18 protein-coding genes and 3 tRNA genes are annotated in these 19641 nt (G+C 34.2%); 12 read left to right on the top strand and 9 right to left on the bottom strand.

Annotated features, from left to right (window positions below; genetic code table 11):
* Positions 1-280 precede the first annotated feature (280 nt).
* Entirely contained in the window at positions 281-631 is a 351-nt protein-coding gene (locus RB618_RS03750; RefSeq protein ID WP_308067538.1) for a hypothetical protein, read from the bottom strand.
* A gap of 157 nt (positions 632-788) precedes the next feature.
* On the opposite strand from RB618_RS03750, the gene RB618_RS03745 reads away from it, so the two are divergent.
* The 10 genes from RB618_RS03745 (at position 789) to RB618_RS03700 (ending at position 12571) form a co-directional block, all read left to right on the top strand.
* Positions 789-3356 (top strand): M1 family aminopeptidase, encoded by a 2568-nt coding sequence (locus RB618_RS03745; RefSeq protein WP_308067537.1) that lies wholly within the window; start codon positions 789-791, stop codon positions 3354-3356.
* On the top strand, positions 3353-4279 hold the full coding sequence (locus tag RB618_RS03740) for a DUF58 domain-containing protein (RefSeq protein WP_111375851.1): 927 nt from the start codon (positions 3353-3355) through the stop codon (positions 4277-4279). Before RB618_RS03745 ends, RB618_RS03740 begins: the two co-directional genes overlap by 4 nt.
* An 86-nt stretch (positions 4280-4365) precedes the next feature.
* Positions 4366-4439: transfer RNA gene (locus RB618_RS03735), tRNA-Asp, on the top strand.
* A gap of 647 nt (positions 4440-5086) precedes the next feature.
* Positions 5087-5160, top strand: a tRNA-Asp gene (locus tag RB618_RS03730).
* 279 nt (positions 5161-5439) lie between these two features.
* The gene (locus tag RB618_RS03725; protein ID WP_308067536.1) at positions 5440-6264 is read left to right on the top strand and encodes an AraC family transcriptional regulator; all 825 of its coding nucleotides are present in this window, start codon (positions 5440-5442) and stop codon (positions 6262-6264) included.
* A 373-nt stretch (positions 6265-6637) separates the two neighbouring features.
* Positions 6638-7930, top strand: coding sequence for a TolC family protein (locus tag RB618_RS03720; protein ID WP_308067535.1), 1293 nt, complete (start codon positions 6638-6640; stop codon positions 7928-7930).
* Between the two features lie 141 nt (positions 7931-8071).
* Positions 8072-9124 (top strand): HlyD family secretion protein, encoded by a 1053-nt coding sequence (locus RB618_RS03715; RefSeq protein WP_308067534.1) that lies wholly within the window; start codon positions 8072-8074, stop codon positions 9122-9124.
* A gap of 1 nt (position 9125) precedes the next feature.
* The gene (locus RB618_RS03710) at positions 9126-10709 is read left to right on the top strand and encodes an MFS transporter (RefSeq protein WP_308067533.1); all 1584 of its coding nucleotides are present in this window, start codon (positions 9126-9128) and stop codon (positions 10707-10709) included.
* Between the two features lie 106 nt (positions 10710-10815).
* A complete protein-coding gene (locus tag RB618_RS03705; protein WP_308067532.1) occupies positions 10816-11826 on the top strand; it encodes a hypothetical protein in 1011 nt (336 codons plus the stop codon).
* 79 nt (positions 11827-11905) lie between these two features.
* A complete protein-coding gene (locus RB618_RS03700; protein WP_308067531.1) occupies positions 11906-12571 on the top strand; it encodes an HAD family phosphatase in 666 nt (221 codons plus the stop codon).
* A 133-nt stretch (positions 12572-12704) separates the two neighbouring features.
* Here the strand turns inward: RB618_RS03700 and RB618_RS03695 are convergent, their stop codons facing one another.
* The 3 genes from RB618_RS03695 to RB618_RS03685 form a co-directional block, all read right to left on the bottom strand.
* Positions 12705-13496 (bottom strand): hypothetical protein, encoded by a 792-nt coding sequence (locus RB618_RS03695; RefSeq protein ID WP_308067530.1) that lies wholly within the window; start codon positions 13494-13496, stop codon positions 12705-12707.
* 406 nt (positions 13497-13902) lie between these two features.
* On the bottom strand, positions 13903-14376 hold the full coding sequence (locus RB618_RS03690) for a YcxB family protein (protein WP_308067529.1): 474 nt from the start codon (positions 14374-14376) through the stop codon (positions 13903-13905).
* A 26-nt stretch (positions 14377-14402) separates the two neighbouring features.
* On the bottom strand, positions 14403-14633 hold the full coding sequence (locus tag RB618_RS03685; RefSeq protein ID WP_308067528.1) for a helix-turn-helix transcriptional regulator: 231 nt from the start codon (positions 14631-14633) through the stop codon (positions 14403-14405).
* 87 nt (positions 14634-14720) lie between these two features.
* Here RB618_RS03685 and RB618_RS03680 point away from each other — a divergent pair, with 87 nt between their 5' ends.
* Complete coding sequence (locus tag RB618_RS03680) at positions 14721-14954, top strand: hypothetical protein (RefSeq protein WP_308067527.1); 234 nt, start codon at positions 14721-14723, stop codon at positions 14952-14954.
* 203 nt (positions 14955-15157) lie between these two features.
* Here the strand turns inward: RB618_RS03680 and RB618_RS03675 are convergent, their stop codons facing one another.
* The 5 genes from RB618_RS03675 to RB618_RS03655 all read right to left on the bottom strand — a co-directional run bounded on the left by RB618_RS03675 (position 15158) and on the right by RB618_RS03655 (position 17775).
* Positions 15158-16009 (bottom strand): class I SAM-dependent methyltransferase, encoded by an 852-nt coding sequence (locus RB618_RS03675; protein WP_308067526.1) that lies wholly within the window; start codon positions 16007-16009, stop codon positions 15158-15160.
* Positions 15924-16289, bottom strand: coding sequence for a hypothetical protein (locus RB618_RS03670; RefSeq protein ID WP_308067525.1), 366 nt, complete (start codon positions 16287-16289; stop codon positions 15924-15926). Before RB618_RS03670 ends, RB618_RS03675 begins: the two co-directional genes overlap by 86 nt.
* Before the next feature lie 263 nt (positions 16290-16552).
* A complete protein-coding gene (locus RB618_RS03665; RefSeq protein ID WP_308067524.1) occupies positions 16553-17197 on the bottom strand; it encodes a hypothetical protein in 645 nt (214 codons plus the stop codon).
* Positions 17198-17209: 12 nt separating this feature from the next.
* Entirely contained in the window at positions 17210-17518 is a 309-nt protein-coding gene (locus RB618_RS03660; RefSeq protein ID WP_308067523.1) for a hypothetical protein, read from the bottom strand.
* A gap of 175 nt (positions 17519-17693) precedes the next feature.
* A tRNA-Leu gene (locus RB618_RS03655) sits at positions 17694-17775 on the bottom strand.
* 109 nt (positions 17776-17884) lie between these two features.
* On the opposite strand from RB618_RS03655, the gene RB618_RS03650 reads away from it, so the two are divergent.
* Entirely contained in the window at positions 17885-19273 is a 1389-nt protein-coding gene (locus RB618_RS03650) for a dipeptidase (RefSeq protein ID WP_177211219.1), read from the top strand.
* The last annotated feature ends 368 nt before the right edge of the window (positions 19274-19641 follow it).

The following is a 19641-nucleotide window of genomic DNA, read 5'->3' as shown; positions in this document are numbered from 1 at the left end:
TAGTCAAACAGCACACTGGTAACTAAAAGCTGAATTAAGTTTTAGTTCTAATATGTTAATCGATAAAAATTTGGAAGTTTTTTTGTGTAGAAAAATTATTTCAATATCAATATCAATATCAATATCAATATCAATATCAATATCAATATCAATATCAATATCAATACATTGTATTAAATGCTTAAAACGAATGTAATAGCTATTGAATGTTTTTAGATTTTTAAATCATAAAAACAATTATATGCCGAATTGCAAAACAATCGGGAACACAAAAAAAATATTAAAGTGTAAAAGGTGGGGCTCGAAGTGAGAAAAGAGCGCCCTTAAAAAATGCAAAATGAGGTTTGCTGTAAAAAACAATGTGTTTTACAACAGGATTATTCTTGAAAAACTGAAAAATATTAATCTCAAATGTGCCAACCGCGCTGAACTTAAAATCACAAATCGAACATTTATGAAACGAATGCAGTTTGGCTTTGAATTGCGGTTTTTCGGAAACAGAAAACTCTAATTTTTCTTTACAGGAATGAGTGTCTAAAATATGCTCGTACGAATGGACAGCCGGAAAAAGTATTGCGAACAATACAATCAAAGGCATCAAGAGATTTATAAATTTAAGTTTCTTTTTCATTCGTGAAGATTAACTTCTAGATGAGGTTTTTTATGCTGTTTAATGCAATAATGTTGCAAATATAGAAATCTTATTTTTAAATGCAATATTGTTGCGATAATTGTTTGCGAAAAATCAATGCTTTTGCTAATTTTAGCAAATCTTATATTCCTTAAAAATGAAAATTTTCTACAGCCTTCTTTGTTTTTTTATATTGATTTTCAATAGTTTTTCTCAATCAAAAGCAAGTGAATTAGTTGAGAACGGTGTTTCTGAACAGCTGGCACATTTTCGCAAAAAACAGATTTCAGATCTTCATTACACTTTGTTTTTCGAAATTCCGAATCAGAAAACAGAAAATATAAACTCTAATTTGATTGTAAATTTGAGTTTATCTGATTTAAGTCAGCCTTTGCTTTTAGATTTTAAAGAAAAAACTTTGAACATTAAAACAATTGAAGCAAACGGGAAAAAGATTTCGATTGTTTACGAAAACGGACATATTATAATTCCTGTTTCGGCTTTGACTTCAGGAAAAAATAGAATTGAAATTTCATTTATTGCGGGTAATTTATCATTAAACAGAAATGATGATTTTCTGTACACTTTATTAGTTCCAGACCGCGCGAGTACTTTATTTCCTTGTTTTGATCAGCCTGATTTGAAAGCGACTTATAAATTGAGGCTTTCTGTGCCAAAAGATTGGTCGGTTTTAGCTGGAGCCGATGTTGTGGAGAAACTCGAAAAAGGTGATTTTACGTCTTACACTTTTGGAGAATCAGACAAAATGAGTACCTATTTATTTTCTTTTGTAGCTGGAAAATTCAAAAGCGTGACACAAAAACCAGGTTTAGAAATGATGATGCTGTATCGTGAAAACAGTCCTGAGAAATTTCGCGTAAGCGCTGATACTATTTTCAATTTGCATCAACAATCTTTGGATTTCTTAGAAAAATATACCGATCGTAAATTTCCGTTTCAGAAGTTAGATTTCGCTTCGATTCCCGTTTTTCAATATGGCGGAATGGAACATGTTGGGGCGATTCAATACAGAGAATCGACTTTGTTTTTGGACAACAGCGCAACCGACAGCGAAAAACTAAATCGTGCAAAATTGATCGCACACGAAACCTCACACATGTGGTTTGGCGATTTGGTTACGATGAAATGGTTTGACGATGTTTGGATGAAAGAGGTTTTTGCCAACTTCATGGCCGATAAAATTATGAATCCGATTTTTCCGAAAGTCAATCATAATCTGCAGTTTTTTACGGCACATTATCCAAGCGCTTTCGCGGAAGATCGATCTTTAGGAACACATCCGATCAAGCAGCATTTGGCGAATTTAAAGAATGCAGGTTCATTGTATGGAGCTATTATTTACAACAAAGCGCCAATTATGATGCGTCAGTTGGAAGCTTCAATGGGAAAAGAAGCGTTTCAGAAAGGAATTCAAAAATACATTCAGAAATACGCCAATGACAACGCCGATTGGAATAATCTCGTAGAAATTCTTGATGCTGAAACACCGCTTGATATGAAAAAATGGAGCGATGTCTGGGTAAACAAATCCGGAAGAGCGATTTTTACAGATAAAATAGAATATGATGCTAAAAACCGAATCAAAAGCTTTGAAATTCAGCAAAAAGCAGAAGATAAATCAGAGAATATCTGGCCTCAGGTTTTTCAGATTGGTTTAGTTTATGCTAAAGAGGTAAAGGTCTTATCTGTTAATATTAATGATAAAAATACGGTTGTAAAAGAAACTATAGGACTTGAAAAACCGCTCGCTGTTGTTTATAATTATAACGGTTTTGGATATGGTGTTTTTCCGCTTGACGGGAATAATTTGAATTATATTGCTTCTTTGAAAGATGAAATGGCAAGAGCTTCAAGTTACAGTAATCTTTATGAAAATATGCTTATTGGAAACATTTCTCCTGATGATGCATTTAGGTGTTATTTCAGAGGAATTCAATTAGAAGAAAATGAACTGGTTTTGCGAATTATAACTAACAATATAAACACTATATATTGGAGATTTTTTACAGAGAAACAACAGATGATTAGTCAAAAAAAGCTAGTATATACTTTGTTTACGCGCTTGCCATCTGACTTATCTCCTAATATCAAAAAGACTTTGTTTGGTTTGTTTAGCTCAGTGGCTTATTCAGATTTAGGAAAAACAAGTTTGTACAAAGTTTGGAGTAAAGAAATTTCGATTCCGAATTTGAAATTAAACGAAGACGATTATACCAACATGGCGATGAATCTGGCGATTTTCCAACATCCAAAAGCTGATGAAATCTTGGAGAAAACCAGAACTTCATTTACCAATCCGGACAAACAAAAGCGTTTTGAGTTTTTGCTTCCGTCATTATCGAAAGATGAATCGGTTCGAAATGCTTTTATAGAATCTTTAAAAGACGATGCAAACCGAGAGAAAGAATCTTGGGTTTCTGCTGGTTTGGCAAATGTAAATCATCCCCTTCGTCAGGAAAGTGCGCAGAAATATATTAGATTTTCACTAGATTTGGTTGATGAAATTCAGCGTACGGGAGATATTTTCTTTCCGAAAGATTGGCTGGATAATACGGTTGGGAAATATTCTTCGAAATATGCTTTTGATGAAGTACAGCGATTCTTAAAAGAAAACCCTAATTTTAGTCCGATCTTGAAACGCAAATTGTTTCAGGCGACAGATTTGCTTTATAAAGCACAAAATATTAAAAAAGAAACCGAATGAAAATCGAATCGGAAATAGAGAAAGTCTCCAGTTTTCAGCATCTTGAAATGTTGGCGAATCAGATTGTGGAAGGTTTTATATCGGGAATGCACAAGAGTCCGTTTCATGGATTTTCAGCTGAATTTGCCGAGCACAAAGTCTACAATGCGGGCGAAAGCACCAAACATATCGACTGGAAATTGTTTGCCAAAACCGATCGCTTGTACACGAAACGTTTTGAAGAAGAAACCAATTTACGCTGTCATTTGATTGTTGATAATTCTTCATCGATGCATTATCCTGAACTGAAATCGAATCAGCCTTTTTATGAAAAGAAGATTGGATTTGCCGTTTTGGCTTCGGCAGTTTTAATGAATATTTTAAAGAAACAACGCGATGCTGTTGGTTTGAGCGTTTTCTCGGATAAATATGAATATTACGCCCCAGAGAAAGGAAGCGACCGTCATCATAGAATGCTTTTGAATAAACTGGAAGAATTATTGGTTCAGCCAAAAGTTAAAAAAACGACTGATACGATTACATATCTGCATCAGATTGCGGAGAAAATGCACCGCCGTTCTATGATTATTTTGTTTACCGATATGTTTCAGACCGAAGATGATGAGAAATTATTCAACGCATTGCAGCATTTAAAACACAACAAACACAAAGTAGTTTTATTTCATGTAGTTGATAATGAAACCGAACTGAAATTTGATTTTGATAACACGCCAAGAAAGTTTATCGACTTAGAATCAGGAGAAGAGGTTTCGATTTTTGCTGATAACGTAAAAGAGCAATATGAAAAAAGGGTAGAAGCCTATTTTAAAAACTTGGCTTTAACTTGTGCAAAGAACCAAATTAAGTACGTTCCGGTAAATGTTGGCGATAATTTTGAAAAAATATTGACTACATATTTGGTTGAAAAACAAAACTTTGGATAATATTTTAAAAAATAATTTCATTTTTTTTATAAAAACACTTGCAGAAACGAAATTCTGTTATATCTTTGCAACCGCAATAACGCAGAGGTTTGGTAGTTCAGTTGGTTAGAATACATGCCTGTCACGCATGGGGTCGCGGGTTCGAGTCCCGTCCAGACCGCAATATTGGGAGAAGCCTTTCTATTAAGAAAGGCTTTTTTGCCCAAAAACGGTATCTAAGATTAGTTGTGTTGTTTTGCTACGACTTTGTAACTCGTAGCTGGTTTAGTAGTTAGACCAATGAAAAGCTTTCCACTTTTGTGGATGGCTTTTTTGATTTAATACACTTTTGGTTTTTTTGGTTTTTACCGCAAAGAGCGCTAAGATTTACGCAAAGTCCGCAAAGTTTTTTTTAAGCTTTGCGGACTTTCTGTTTTATTGTAATTATAATTTTAACGTACTGTTTGTTATTTCGAAGAAGGAGACTCGAGCGATAGCGAATAGGCGAAGCAAATCTCCGCAAGTAACTCCACAAAGATTTTCTATCATATATTAAAACATAGCCCGTGGTTTTAACCACGGGAATGCAATGTGTATAAATACGTCTCCCGTGGTTAAAACCACGGGCTATGTTGAATAAAGGGATGAATATTTCTATGGAAAAAACCTTTTTGATTAAGAAAAAGAAAGAAACTTCTTCTATTTTGCTTTTAAAGTGAATTTTTAAAATATTGGAATTTAACCAATTAAAAATTTGTCTAAATTTTATTTGAAAAAACGCTTGCAGAAACGAAAATCTGTTGTATTTTTGCACTCGCAATAACGCAGGGTTTGGTAGTTCAGTTGGTTAGAATACATGCCTGTCACGCATGGGGTCGCGGGTTCGAGTCCCGTCCAGACCGCCTAAGTTTGTAAAATGCCTCTCATTATGAGAGGCATTTTTTTTTTGATATATTTTGCGAGGTTTAACCGCAAAGAGCGCAATCCCGATAACTATCGGGATACGCAAAGTTCGCTAAGGATTTTTTCAGCAAGATTTATAAAAGTTCGCAAAGCGTTATCATATAGCTTTGCGAACTTTACGGTTAAATATTTTTAGGTTCCAGTTTTGGAATTTTAAATATTGGACCCGAGCGATAGCGAACAGACGAAGCAATTTATTTCTTTCCTATCTTTATATTATGGAACAATCAACATTCAAAGTAGACAAATATTATCTCCATAAAGTAGATGCCGATAAAAAAAGCATTTACTGTCATCATAATATAATGGGGGAATTGCTTGTTCCAACACATAAACATAAAAAAGCGCAAATGCTGTATGCAGAAGGCGATGTGGTTTTTGTAACAACTGAAACGAAATCATATTTTTTGCCTGCAAGACATTTTATCTGGATTCCTGCAGGAGTAGAGCATAGTATCGAACCAAAGTCGGAACACGTGATGATGCGAAATTTGTATTTTCCCGTTGAAAAAGATGAAGATGAATTCTATAAAATCGAAGGTATTTATCCTGTGAATAATCTGCTGCTTCAAATGATGATGTTTACCAATCAATGGAACGGAGATTTGAAAAAGGGAAGTCCGAGTTTTGTCATTGCAAAAGCTATAAAGGCGATTCTTCCACAGATATGTCATACCAATTTACCTCTAGAACTTCCTCAGCCTAAAGATAAACGATTGGGAAAAATTCTTCGATATATTGAAAATAATTTGGGCGAAACAATTCTCTTTGCTGATGTAGCGCATGAGTTTGGCTTTAGCGAACGCTCCTTGTATCGCTTATTTCAGAAAGATCTAAAGATGTCTTTTATTCAATATTACACCATTCGAAGAATTCTTAAAGCAATCGAACTTTTATTAGAAAGAAAACTTTCGGTGAAAGAGGTAGCTCAAGAAGTTGGGTATAATAGTGTGCCGACCTTTAGTAACACTTTTTTTAAGATTTTAGGTCAAAGACCTTCTGATTATCTTAATGGAAAAGAAATTTTGGAACGTAATAAATAGATTTCTTTTATTTAATACTAAAATAATTTCTCTCGCAGATTTGGGATATTTTTTTAAATGCTTTATAATCTGCACAATCTGCCAAATCTGCGAGGGTAAAAAATTAATCTGCGCCCATCGGCTAAAATCCTTTTTAAATCTGCTTGAAAAAATATTAATTTTTAATCATTTGTTTTTCAGTGTTTTAATATAACGTTTTCGGAAAACGGAATTTTAACATTTGTCCGAAATGAATATGTTATTGACTTTTTAGAATCATCAGCCAAATAAAAAATGAAGGAACTTTGCAGCATTAATTATTCAAATATTCATGTTCCTTACAAAAACAAACTCTAAAGAAGATTGTTTTCCCAGAATCCTATTGATTTTACTAATGGTTTTAGTATTCAATAGTTTACATGCTCAGGAAGTTCATACGGTTTCTTTACAAGAAGCGATGAAACTGGCGAAGGAAAACAACAAAAAAATCCTTAAATCTCAACTGGAGATTACGCTCGCTGAGCAAAACATCAAAGAAAGAAAAGAACTTAGATTGCCGGATGTACAACTAAACGGAATGTACTCCAGAATTACCAACATTACAGAATTTAAAGGAGATGGTTTCTTAAAAGATAAAGAAGTTACGCCTGCAATTCCTGAAATCTATGAGGTAAATTCAACTTTTAAAATGCCAATTTACGTTGGAAACAAGATTAATAACGCTATTAAAATTGCGAATCAGGAAAACGAAATTGCGAAAATAAAATCGGAAAAAACAGAAAATGATATCGAACTGGAAGTTGTTGCAAACTATCTGGCGATTTATAAAATGATGGAACTTCAAAAAATATTTGAGGAAAACATCAAAGAAGAAAAAAGCCGATTAAAAGAAGTGCAATCGCTTCAAAAACATGGAACGGTTACGAAAAACGAAGTTATTCGTGCCGAATTACAGCTTTCAGATCGCGAATTGAATGCGTTAACTAACTCCAAAAACATTAAAATCGCACTTCACGATCTGAAAACGCTGATCCAGATTCCGGAAAACGAAGAAATTGCAATTGACACCACTTCAAGTCTGGACGAAATGAACGGTTTAGATCCGTATGATTTTTATCTGAATAAAGCGATGCAGAATGAAGAAATGCGAATTGCAAGTCAGGAATTAAACATCAGTAAAACTGAAATGCAATTAGTAAAAGGAAATTATCTGCCAAGCGTAAACTTCTTCGGGAATTATGGCTTTTATTATCCAAACTACAAATTCTTTCCGCCAAATCCGTATTTGTACACTTTAGGTCAGGTAGGAATCGAGGCGCGTTTTGATCTTTCGGCTTTGTATAAAAACAAAACGAAAGTGGCAAAAGCGAGCACTAAAATCGATATGCAGAAAATGCAAACTGAAATTATAAAAGAAGAAATTCAAGATCAGTTATACAAAGAGCATACGCAGTATCAGGAAATTCTTGAAAAATTTGTCGTGGTTGACAAAGCTTTGGATTTAGCTGAAGAAAATTACCGAATAGTAAAGCTGAAATACTTAAACCAATTGGTTTTAATTACCGAAATGGTCGATGCTGATAATGCTTTGCTTCAGGCAAAATACAACAAAATCTCTACCCGATTGGATGCTGTTTTGAAACATTACCAAATGATGCACACGGCAGGAATTATGCCTCAGAGCTAGATGCTGGCGAAAGATTAGGCTGAAGCCTTAGAGGAAAGAAGAAAGAGGAAAGACTTGGAAGAGGCAAGAAGCAAGACTTGGAAGAGGCAAGAAGCAAGAAGAAAGACTAAAAGAAAGAACTAAGATAAAGAGATAAAAAAGATGGTTAAGATAAAAAATGAAACTAAAAGAAATAAAACGTTTCATATACTAATAACAATTATTGCGTGTGCGCTGGTAATAAGCGGGGTTATTTTGGGAATTTGGTTTTATGTGTTTAACCGAAATCATGAAGAGACTAATGACGCGCAGGTAGAACAATATGTTACGCCAATTATGTCGAGAATTACAGGTTATGTGCAGGAAGTTCGTTTTGACGAAAATCAGTTTGTGCATAAAGGAGATACTTTGGTGGTGATCGATAATAGAGAATATAAATCGAAATTGAATGTGGCTCTTGCCGATGTTCAAAATGCACAGCAAAATAGCGTTGTGGCTCAAAAAAACGCCATTAATACAGCGAGTGCAACAGCAATTAACGAATCGCAATTAGAAGCTGCCAAATCGAATCTTTGGAAAACCAAATTAGAATACGAAAGATATAAAGCTTTGGTAAGCGAAGAAGCGGCAACTTCTCAGCAATTAGAAAAAGTGAAGGCAGATTACGAATCGGCTCAAGCACATTTTCAGGAAATGAAAAACAGAATTCATTCAGCTACTTTAAGCACTTCTGTTGCTGAAGCGAATGTTCCGACAACACAAACGAATATTGCTTCAAAACAAGCTGTAGCAGATAATGCGGCATTGTTTCTTTCGTATACAGTAATCACAGCGCCTTATGACGGTTGGGTTGGAAAAAGAACTTTACAGCCTGGACAAATGGTAAAAGAAGGGCAGTCTTTGCTTTCTATCGTAAGTAAAGAAAAATGGATTACAGCCAATTTTAAAGAAACGCAATTACAGTATTTAACGGTTGGACAAGAAGTAGAAATCAAAGCTGATGCCATAAACGACAAAGTTTTCGTGGGAACAATTGCTTCGTTATCGCCTGCGAGTGGCGCAAGATTCTCGTTGCTTCCTCCAGATAATGCGACTGGAAACTTCGTGAAAATTGAACAGAGAATTCCAGTTAGAATTCAGTTAAAAGAACAAGATAAACAAACCGATTTTTTAAGAGCAGGAATGAACATTACAGTTGTTGCTGCACACAAATAAAATGGAAGATAAAAGTATATTTAAATCATGGGTTCCAAGATGGGCGATCATTATTATTTTGTTCGTTTGTTTGTTGCATTCTATGATTTTATTGGGGGTTTACACGTCAAACGTAACGTATGCGGCGAGTTTTCTGGATATTGAGCCCGAAGATTTGCAGTTTGCGATGTGTGTTACGTACGGAACTCTGCTGGCAACCATTTTGATAGAAGGCCGATTTTCGAGTTTTTTCCCTGCAAAAAATTACCTGATGGCGGTTTACTCCTTAATTGGAATTACGATTGTTTCATCGGCCTATATTACCAATTTTTCGGTTTTTCTATTGATGAGAGTTGCCGAAGGAATCCTGATGGCGCTTCCTGTAATCACCATCAGACAATTGCTTATTGAGCAGTTCAATACAAAAAATGCCATTATTATTGGGTTTTCATTTTACTACGGCGCGCTATTGTTGTCTACGCCTTTTATAATGAATATCGCAGTGTGGTTTCTTGATCATTACGACTGGAAATATATGTTGTATGTTTCGGGCGGACTACAAGTTTTAAACGTCTTTTTAATCTTAGTTACTTTCAGAGGGCACCGAATTACAAAGAAGATTCCGTTGTATCAAATCGACTGGATGAGTTATTTTTTGGTTTTAATTTCGATTCTTTGCGGTGCCTACTTTTTTGTTTATGCTGAGAAAAAATATTGGTTACAGTCTTCAGAAATGGTTTTAATCTTGATGATTTCGCTCATTACAGGCGGATTATTCGTTTTTAAAGAACGTTTAGTGAAAAGACCAAGTTTTAATTTTGAAGTGATAAAATACGCCAATCTGCGAATAGGATTTTTATTGTTTTTCCTTTTCTATATCAGCAGAGCAACATTGAGTCTTTGTCATTCGGCAATGTTTTCAATCTGGAATTGGGATCCATCGCGTGTGGCGGGCGTTCAATACATAAACGGATTAGGAAATGTAATCGGACTTATTTTAGCCGCATTTTTTCTGATGAAATCTGTTTCGACAAAAATTATTTTCATGATTGGTTTTGCGCTTATTGCTATTTTCCATTTCTGGTTTACGTTTCTTTTTGTGCCAGATATTGCATTGAGCGATATTATCATTCCCTATATTTTGCAAGGAATCGGTGTTGGGTTTTTATTTGTTCCGCTCATCTTATTTACCACATCATCGGTTCCAGCAAATATGGCGGTTTCTTCGGGAATTGTTGGGGTTTCGGGGCGTTTTTGGGGCAGTACAATTGGTTTCTGCGTAATGCAGAATGCAATGGTTTTCTTGAATAAAAAACACTTCTTGAAATTAAGCCAATTTGTAACAGGCGAAAATCCCGAAGCACAGCAAACGATTGCAAGCGCAACTCAAAGTTTTATTGCCAAAGGATATTCCGCAGATAATGCAAATGTTCTAGCCATGAAAAAGGTTTTTAGTACAATTACAAAACAATCGACTTTATTGGCCGATATGGAAATTTATACCATCGTAGGTTATGGTTTATTGGTTTTGATAATTCTTATTGCGTGCAATCAGCATTTGAGACAGACGATGACTTTGGTTAAAAGTAAAATTTGGATTGGGTAAGAAAGTTAAATTGTAGTTTTTTTATTGGAAATAATGTTTTTTGAAAGATTATTCTATTAGTTTTGTTTTAACTAATTCAAAACCAAATCAAAAATCTTAAGAACCTATGAAAAAAATCGTCTTTTTTCTATTTGCTATCACAATGATTTCTTGTTCGAGTGATGACAATGAAAATGTAACTATTATTCAATATGATAAAGTAAGTACTGTTGCGGCAGGGGTCTTTAAGCCAAGAGATTTATTTCCTACAGCATTGACTATTGACGGAAATGGAAATATTTATGTAGCAAGTTTTGAATCTGATCAGATAAGAAAAGTAGATAAAAATGGTGTTGTAACAGTTCTGGCTGGATCTGGAGAGTTTAGTGAGATAGATGTAAATGGGCAGGGCGAAGAAGCTGTTTTTACAACAATTGTTGATTTAAATACAGATTCTAAAGGAAATATATACTTTTCAGGTTCTCATGATAGAACTTTGAGAAAAATTACTCCAAACGGCTTAGTGACTACTTATCTGACAGAAGCAGAAATGGGACGCCAGGCTTTTGGTTTTCTTATTGACAAAGAGGATAATTTGTATATTTCTGATGCAACATCCATATTAAAATTTAATCCAAAAGGAACATCAACTGTTTTAGCTGGAAAACCTGATGCATGGGGGCATAATGATGGTAAAGGCGAAGAGGCGCGTTTTAGTTCTGCGCAGTTTATTGCTAAGGATAGTAAGGGTAATTTATATATGAAAGAAAATGTTGGTGCCGAAGGAATTCGAAAAATAACACCAGAAGGACTTGTGACAACAATTAAAATTACGGTAAAACAAGATGGGGTCTATGTGCCGTATGTAGGTTTAAAAGATGCACAAGGGCTGGCTATAGATAAAAATGACATTATATACATATCGACATCTAATAATAATATTTTACAGATTACTCCTGATGGAAAAGGAAAATATTTATTAGGAGAAGGGGAGAGACCTAGTGGTTATAAAGATGGTTTGGTTGGTGAAGCTCAAACTGCTTATATAGGACGAATCGCTTTTGATGAAAATGGGGATCTTATTATGATCGAGAATAGAAAAAACGGAATTAACGTACGTAAATTATCTCGAAAATAATCAAAATTTAATTTTATAAAATGATGGTAGATAGAGTGATTCAGTATATTTGAAGATAATAAAACAACAAAACAAATATATGAGCCAGCAATGTGTAATTTTTGATATGGACGGTGTGATTTCGCATACCAATCCGCATCATGTAATCGCTTTTGAAAAGTTTTTCGATAAATATAATATTCCGTACACGAAAGAAGAATTTGAAGAGCATATGTACGGAAAACACAATAGTTATATCATGACGCATTTCTTCAAACGCCCAATTGCAGGAGAAGAATTGATAAAATTAGAAGACGAAAAAGAAGGAATGTTTCGAGAGATTTACAAAGACAAAGTCGAAACGATTCCATATTATATGGATTTTTTAAACGAATTAAAATCGCGCGGATTTAAAACTGCAGTTGCTACATCGGCACCTCGAGCGAATTTGGATTTAATTGCCAATTTCTTGAAACTCGGAGAAAAAATGGATTCGATGATGTCGTCAGAAGATGTGACGTTTCATAAACCAAATCCAGAAGTATATTTAAAATCGGCAGAACGTGTTGGAGTTTCTCCGTCTGATTGTGTGGTTTTTGAAGATTCTTTTTCGGGTATTACAGCAGGACTAAATGCCGGAATGAAAGTCGTAGGCGTTTTAAGCACGCATACCAAAGAACAGCTTCCGCCGTGCGATTTTTATATTAATGATTATAGTGAAATCAATGTAGATAAGATTATTGAAATATTAAATTCCAATAAATAAATTTCAAATTCCAAGATTAAAGAATTTTTATTTCACGCAGATTCTGCAGATTTTAGCAGATTTATTTTGATTTTAATAATATCTGCGTTTATCTGCTTAAATCATTTTAAATCTGCGTGAAATAAAAAACGAATCAATATTTCTCCTCCAAAAAAGCCATCCAGCCTCTCTCAAATTCTTCGGTTGATACATTCAATGTTTTTTCGATGTTGCCAAAAGACGCGATTAATTTAGGCAGAATATCTTTTCCCCATTTTTGGGTCATATATTCAATTATCGTGTAGCCAATATTGTAAATCTGATTGCCGTGATTTAAATCTTCTAAAGTGAGGTTTTTGCTTTTGGCATATTTCACGCTTAGCGAATTAACTTCTCCTGCTTCAAAAATACTAATCGATTCCCAGAGCCAGCGCGGATATTCGGCTTTAAACTTTTTATCAAATGCTCTTTCAAAAGTCAGTCGGTCTTGTGTTATGATGGTGTCTTTTGCTTTGTATATTAATATATTCAGCTGAACGCAATGCGTAAACTCATGCAAAGCCGTTTTGAGCGGATCGTCTGGGAAAAGAGAATTAAACCAATTTGTCCAAACAAAATGGAACTCATTTGGCCCACGACTTGTGCCTTTTGTGTTTTCTGTTAAACCCGTGGCTTCATTAAACTTAAATTGCGAACCGTAAACAAAAACCTTTATCGGCTCGTGTTCTATGTCTTTTAGATTTTCTCTTATTTTAGAATAATTTTCTTCAAGATGTTTGCTAACTTTTTCTGCCTCGCTTTTATAAATTCCGTTATAGGAAACAATAAAATGTTCCGATTTAAGGGTTTTGGTTTCGTGCTGAACAGTAAAGCTTCGAATTGTTCTAGCAAAATAAAAAACAGCAATAATTGCTAAAAAAATGACTAGTAATCTGTATTTTCTCATGTGTTCTAATTGTTTTTTTTGAGATTTAAAAACAAGCGAAATTTTGAGAATTAGGTTTTTGGTTTTTTAAAAGTAAGAATATTTAAATACTAAAGTATAAAATAATTAAAGAAATTTCTGAAATGTTTTTTGTTTTGCCACAGATTATTAAGATTAAAAGGATTTTCGTTACTTATTTTGTCATTCCGAGGAAGGAGGACACGAGCGATAGCGAACTGGCGAAGCAATCACACTAGAAACTCCGCAACGAAAAGCCAATCTTTGTCGAGTTTCTCGCGAAGATTTCTCCTTACGTCGAAATGACAAACTAGACGGATATGCTTTATGGAATAAGAAAGTTAAATGAATTGCCTCCTGCTTTAGCTGGAGGTTTTTTTGATTCTAATGAAATATGCTTTAGCCGAAATTATTTCTTCTTAATCTTTAAAAACACTTCATTTCTAAACCAATTTTCATCTTCTTGAGATTCGAAAATTCTTTTTGGAAAGTAAAAACATTGACCTTTTGAAATGTATAAAAGGTAAAGGTCTTTTAATTCGAAAGTTTTTATAAAATTTTGATTGTCAATTGTTCCTTCTGAGATTTCTCCCATGTAAGCAATAATTCTATCCGAGAAAATTTCAAATTGTCTTTCTTTAAAAATGATCTTATTTTCTTTTGAATATGCGAATCGCCAATATTGAAATAATATAATTAGCGGATAAAGAAAACCAAAAACCATAATAAAAGTATCTGAAGAATCTTTGTTGTCCTTGAAAAGGATTATAACAGAAAGAAACAATATAAAAGCATAGAGCCACCAGCGCTTTTTTAATAAAATTCTAATAATAAATGAAAAGTATTCTTTTTTGGTAAGTTGAAATTTTTTGGTTTTGATCATTGGAGATTAAGGAAAATTTTAAGGTTTTATTTCAAAGGAAAATCAAACAATTCTTTAGGTTCAATATCCAAAGCACTGGCGATTTTTACAAGAGTTTTTACTGTAGTATTTATTTCAGCTCTTTCAATTCTACCTATCTGAGTTTTTTTGATATCACAATCATCAGCCAAAGCTTGTTGTGATAAGCCTTTTTTTTCACGCAATTGTCTTATATGAGTCCCAAGATTTGCAATAAAGGTTTCTTCTGAAATATCCATATTTCAAAATTCTTAAGATTTATTTTTGTCTTGGTTACATTTATGTGTTCAAAAGTATTATATTTACCACATTTAAAAAATAAGACAATGGCTACAAACGATCTTTCGGAAGAAACAGAAAAAAGACTTTTAGATTTTTTTAGTGATGTTATTGATACTAAAGATATGGCAAAAATGATACGACAAGTAAATCATGCTCTTTCATTAAGCTCTATGAGAAGATGTGAAAGTATAGAGTCTGAATTGTCTAAAATCGATGATAATTTTTATTGGTTAAATAAGTTGGCAGAAGTTCTCGATCCTTATCTGGATTTGGAGTAGGAATGACAAACAAGATGGATTTATCGATTTAAGATATAGCCAATGGTCTGAACTATTGGAACGCATTCATTGTCGACAATCTTTGTCTCCCGTGGTTGAAACCTGGGCTATATTTGAAATAAAATCGAATAGTGTAAAATTGCATAAATAAAAAAGCTTCTGGAATGTTTCAGAAGCTTTTTCGGGTTATTTATCAAACGGTTTTAAAATTGTTTCTCTCCAGAAATTACAAGAGCATTTCCGTCAATAATGACATTTCCGTCAGGGAATTTTTCGTTTACTTGTGCAAAAACTTCTTGCTTGATTTTTTCTCTCATTTCGTCATCGGCATTGCTGAGCGCGGCAACAAAAGGCGCGGCAATTTCGGTGATCAGATTCCAGTAGACTTCTGCTGTGCCACAAACTAATTTGCCGGTAAGTTCTGTTTCGGAAGTATTTTTAAATCCAGCTTGTTGGAAAATATCGGCTATTAAACCGCTTTTCGAACAGCGAAACATTCCCGGAGCTTCGGGAGGCGGAGGAGAAAGCTGCATATTTCTGTTAATTGTTCCGCCAACAGCAGTAACCCAAAAATTTTTCTCAGGTCCGCTCCAGACAGCAGTTGCGATTTTGCCACCAGGTTTCAGAACCCGATACATTTCTTTTGCCGCCAAAAGCATATCAGGAAAAAACATAAAACCCATTCGGCAGCTTATCGCGTCGAAGGTATTGTCATAAAAAGGAAGTTCGGTGACATCGCAAGCTTGAAATTCAACATTTGTGATTCCTTTTCTAAAAGCATTTTCGCGGGCAATAGTAAGCATATCGTCAGCGAGATCGGTAATAATGACTTTTCCGTCAGAAAGCATCGCGGCAATGCTCAAACCCGGTTCGCCAGTTCCAGCCGCGACATCTAAAATTACATCAGATCCTTTTGGATTTATCGAACGAATGATTTCATCGGCAAAAGGCCTCATGAAATCCAGAATTTCATGATCCCATTTTTTCCAGCCTGGAGAAAATTTGTTCCAAGAGGCTTTCTGCTGTTCCCGAATTTCCTGTAGTTGTGATTCCATTTTTGTTTATTGTTAAGTGGTTGAAAACGAATTTATAACCGAAACAAAATTTGGGGAATTTGTTCTGCAATAGGCAAAGAGAAGAGTTTATTGGCAGATTTTTTGGATTAGTAAAGGTACGGAAGAAATCTTTTTGTTGGGGTGGATTTTGGTGATAATTTGTTGTTTTGTAGTGTTTTGAGTGTTTTTTATTTCCACCCAGTTTTTCATTTCCACGAAAGGAGAAACAAAAAGCAAAACCGACAAAAAATTCCAGAGTGATTTCCGCAATTTTTTTCATAGTGTACAAACTGTTGGTGATGCTGAAAAGCTCCTTTCGTCAAGATGATTTGATAAAGATGAATCACTGCACATTTTGTCATTTCGAGGAATGAAAAATCATGGACTATGGTGTGTTTAGGAGATATTGAAGGTTTTTAGAGTGGCATACTGTTAAGCTAGGGAATGATAAGATTTCCTTAAAAGATAATATTTAAAACAAAACACTGCTGTAATCTATTACAATAAAAGATTGCAGCAGTATTTTGTTTATTCCAAGCAATTTTATTTTGTTTGCAATGGACTTGTAGGATTTTCGCCTTTTTCAATTCTATCAGTTGGCATTCTTGGCGGTTCTGAAGGAGTTATTGGCGCAGGGACAACTATTGGATTGTTTTCTTCTGCCATTTTAAAATTTATTATAGTTACAAAACTCAAATTTATGAATGTCAATAAAATCGCTAGTATTATAAAACTTCTTGACCTATACAAATTTAGCGCTCTTTTATCATTTATAATAGTGTGATCATCTGCAAACTGGATAAATTTTTCAACAGTTCGTTGTTTAAAACTGTTTTGTAAATTACTATCTTCTAGTTCGTTATTGAATTTTTCTAAATCAAGTTCAAATTTTCTATAGTCTTTAAGTAAGCCGAAATGTTGATATTTGAATCCTTTAAAAAGATTATTTGATGAAATAAAAATAAAAATTACGGATATAAATGCAAGAATAAAAGTTAAAATTAAAATCGTAATTATGAATATTGAGCTATTTTCATTTGCTTTGAAAATACTTTTAGATACAATATAAGAGTTTAATGTTGTTACAACTGTTACTCCGATTATTGGATTATTTATTGCTCCATCTAAATAATTTCGTCTATTTAATTCTCTTTCGTATTTGTTTTTATAGAAATCAAAATTTTCCATTTCCTTTGTTAATTATGGATATTGTATGTTGTGCCTTTCACAATATTCTTCCAGAGTTGCATGAAGCATCATTCCGCCCATTGATATTATGACATAAACTTTATATTCAGTCTGTGGAGGGAAATTTTGTATTGCTATTCGTACCGCCTCTCTATTTTTTAAAGCATCATCAATGGAGCCAAAAAAACTTGAAGGAGCTATTTCGTTGATAGTTTTTATAAAAGGCTCAAAAAGATTAAGATCAACAGGTGCTATTAATGTGTAATGATTGTCATTTAAATGTTTTTGAAATCTATCTTCTTCTAAAAATAATTCCTCCATAAAGTAATTTGTTAATTGTCTTGAATGATCTAGTTTATACGATAATTCAAAAATAAAATGGAAAGAACAAAGATTTAAAATTGTAATAAATTCTTTATCAACAACTTTAATAACAAAAAACAAAATGTAGTAAAAACAAAAAAGCTTCTGAAAAATCTTCAGAAGCTTTTTTTTGTGCGGATAATAGGACTCGAACCTACACGCCTTGCGGCACCAGATCCTAAGTCTGGCACGTCTACCAATTTCGCCATATCCGCGGTAATTGTGGGTGCAAAGATAGGCATACTTTTGAATTATCAAAGCTTTTTTGAAAATTTTTTTTAATTCTCTTTTTCGTACTTTTGGTTTTCTATAAAAATAATTTAAATGGAAAATATTAAGTCCTACGTTCAACAACATAAAGATCGGTTTATCAACGAATTGATCGAATTATTAAAGATTCCGTCGGTTTCTGCCGACACTGCATATTCTCAAGATGTTATTGACACAGCAGAGGCTGTAAAAGAAAGTTTATCAAAAGCAGGGTGCGATTATGTCGAAACTTGCGACACTCCAGGTTACCCAATTATCTACGGAGAGAAAATTATAGATCCAAATCTTCCAACGGTTTTAGTTTACGGACACTACGACGTACAACCGCCAGATCCATTAGAATTATGGACTTCGCCACCTTTTGAACCAGTTATTAAAACTACAGATATTCACCCAGAAGGAGCCATCTTCGCGCGTGGAGCGTGTGACGACAAAGGTCAGATGTACATGCACGTAAAAGCGCTTGAATTAATGGTGCAAAGCAATACGTTGCCTTGTAACGTAAAATTCATGATCGAAGGTGAGGAAGAAGTAGGTTCTGCAAGTTTGGCTTGGTTCGTAGAGCGCAATCAGGAAAAACTGAAAAACGACGTTATTTTGATTTCAGATACAGGAATGATCTCCAACCAACAGCCATCGATCACGACTGGTTTAAGAGGTTTGAGTTATGTTGAGGTAGAGGTTACAGGTCCGAACCGCGATTTGCATTCAGGTTTATACGGTGGAGCTGTGGCAAACCCAATTAATATTCTGGCAAAAATGATTGCTTCGCTTCACGACGAAAACAATCATATTACCATTCCAGGTTTCTACGATAAAGTAGAAGAATTATCTGCAGAAGAAAGAGCTGAAATGGCAAAAGCGCCTTTCAGCTTAGAAAAATATAAAAACGCTTTAAACATTGCCGATGTTTATGGTGAAAAAGGGTATGTAACAAACGAGCGCAACTCAATTCGTCCGACTTTAGACGTAAACGGAATCTGGGGCGGTTATACTGGCGAAGGTGCTAAAACGGTTATTGCGAGTAAAGCTTTTGCTAAAATCTCGATGCGTTTGGTTCCAAATCAAGAATGGGAAGAGATTACAGAACTTTTCACAAAACATTTCACAAGTCTTGCTCCAGCTGGAGTTACGGTAAAAGTAACGCCTCACCATGGTGGTCAAGGTTATGTAACGCCAATTGACAGCATTGGTTATCAGGCAGCAAATAAAGCGTATACAGAAACGTTTGGAGTTCCTGCAATTCCAGTTCGTTCTGGTGGAAGTATTCCGATTGTAGCTTTGTTTGAAAAAGAATTAAAAAGCAAAACCATCTTAATGGGATTTGGTTTGGATAGTGATGCTATTCACTCGCCAAATGAGCATTTCGGAATCTTTAATTACTTGAAAGGTATTGAGACTATTCCGTTGTTTTACAAATATTTTGTGGAATTAAGTAAGTAAAAAAGGGACAAAGGTTCAAAGGCACAGAGGTGCAAAGTTTTATATAAATCCGTTCAGAAATGAGCGGATTTTTTTATGGGCGTTCCCTTCGGTCGGGCTTTCGGCTATATTCCCGATTAACAAAAACTACGGCTAAAAAGCCTTGTTTTTATAAATCGGGAGATACCGCCTCAAACGAAGTTCACTGAACTCCAATGAAATAAAAATAATGTGAAGTAATCCCTAACGCATTTGGAAAATCAAGAAAATTTAGGTTATAAGAACTTTTAAGTCTTACGATATCAGGATCTTAAAAAAATATTTGCTAGTTTGAAAATTAATTCTACATTTGTAGAGTAACATCTATGCTTGTAGAATTAAAACATAAA

The sequence above is a fragment of the Flavobacterium sp. LHD-85 genome, from assembly GCF_030929595.1.
Lineage (GTDB): Bacteria > Bacteroidota > Bacteroidia > Flavobacteriales > Flavobacteriaceae > Flavobacterium.
Note: the sequence above shows the minus strand (reverse complement) of the source record. Positions and strands in the feature narration are given on the sequence as shown.

Coding starts and splice junctions, on each gene's coding strand:
- RB618_RS03750 (WP_308067538.1), bottom strand. CDS start 631: ATGAAAAAGAAACTTAAATTTATAAATCTCTTGATGCCTTTGATTGTA.
- RB618_RS03745 (WP_308067537.1), top strand. CDS start 789: ATGAAAATTTTCTACAGCCTTCTTTGTTTTTTTATATTGATTTTCAAT.
- RB618_RS03740 (WP_111375851.1), top strand. CDS start 3,353: ATGAAAATCGAATCGGAAATAGAGAAAGTCTCCAGTTTTCAGCATCTT.
- RB618_RS03725 (WP_308067536.1), top strand. CDS start 5,440: ATGGAACAATCAACATTCAAAGTAGACAAATATTATCTCCATAAAGTA.
- RB618_RS03720 (WP_308067535.1), top strand. CDS start 6,638: ATGGTTTTAGTATTCAATAGTTTACATGCTCAGGAAGTTCATACGGTT.
- RB618_RS03715 (WP_308067534.1), top strand. CDS start 8,072: ATGGTTAAGATAAAAAATGAAACTAAAAGAAATAAAACGTTTCATATA.
- RB618_RS03710 (WP_308067533.1), top strand. CDS start 9,126: ATGGAAGATAAAAGTATATTTAAATCATGGGTTCCAAGATGGGCGATC.
- RB618_RS03705 (WP_308067532.1), top strand. CDS start 10,816: ATGAAAAAAATCGTCTTTTTTCTATTTGCTATCACAATGATTTCTTGT.
- RB618_RS03700 (WP_308067531.1), top strand. CDS start 11,906: ATGAGCCAGCAATGTGTAATTTTTGATATGGACGGTGTGATTTCGCAT.
- RB618_RS03695 (WP_308067530.1), bottom strand. CDS start 13,496: ATGAGAAAATACAGATTACTAGTCATTTTTTTAGCAATTATTGCTGTT.
- RB618_RS03690 (WP_308067529.1), bottom strand. CDS start 14,376: ATGATCAAAACCAAAAAATTTCAACTTACCAAAAAAGAATACTTTTCA.
- RB618_RS03685 (WP_308067528.1), bottom strand. CDS start 14,633: ATGGATATTTCAGAAGAAACCTTTATTGCAAATCTTGGGACTCATATA.
- RB618_RS03680 (WP_308067527.1), top strand. CDS start 14,721: ATGGCTACAAACGATCTTTCGGAAGAAACAGAAAAAAGACTTTTAGAT.
- RB618_RS03675 (WP_308067526.1), bottom strand. CDS start 16,009: ATGGAATCACAACTACAGGAAATTCGGGAACAGCAGAAAGCCTCTTGG.
- RB618_RS03670 (WP_308067525.1), bottom strand. CDS start 16,289: ATGAAAAAAATTGCGGAAATCACTCTGGAATTTTTTGTCGGTTTTGCT.
- RB618_RS03665 (WP_308067524.1), bottom strand. CDS start 17,197: ATGGAAAATTTTGATTTCTATAAAAACAAATACGAAAGAGAATTAAAT.
- RB618_RS03660 (WP_308067523.1), bottom strand. CDS start 17,518: ATGGAGGAATTATTTTTAGAAGAAGATAGATTTCAAAAACATTTAAAT.
- RB618_RS03650 (WP_177211219.1), top strand. CDS start 17,885: ATGGAAAATATTAAGTCCTACGTTCAACAACATAAAGATCGGTTTATC.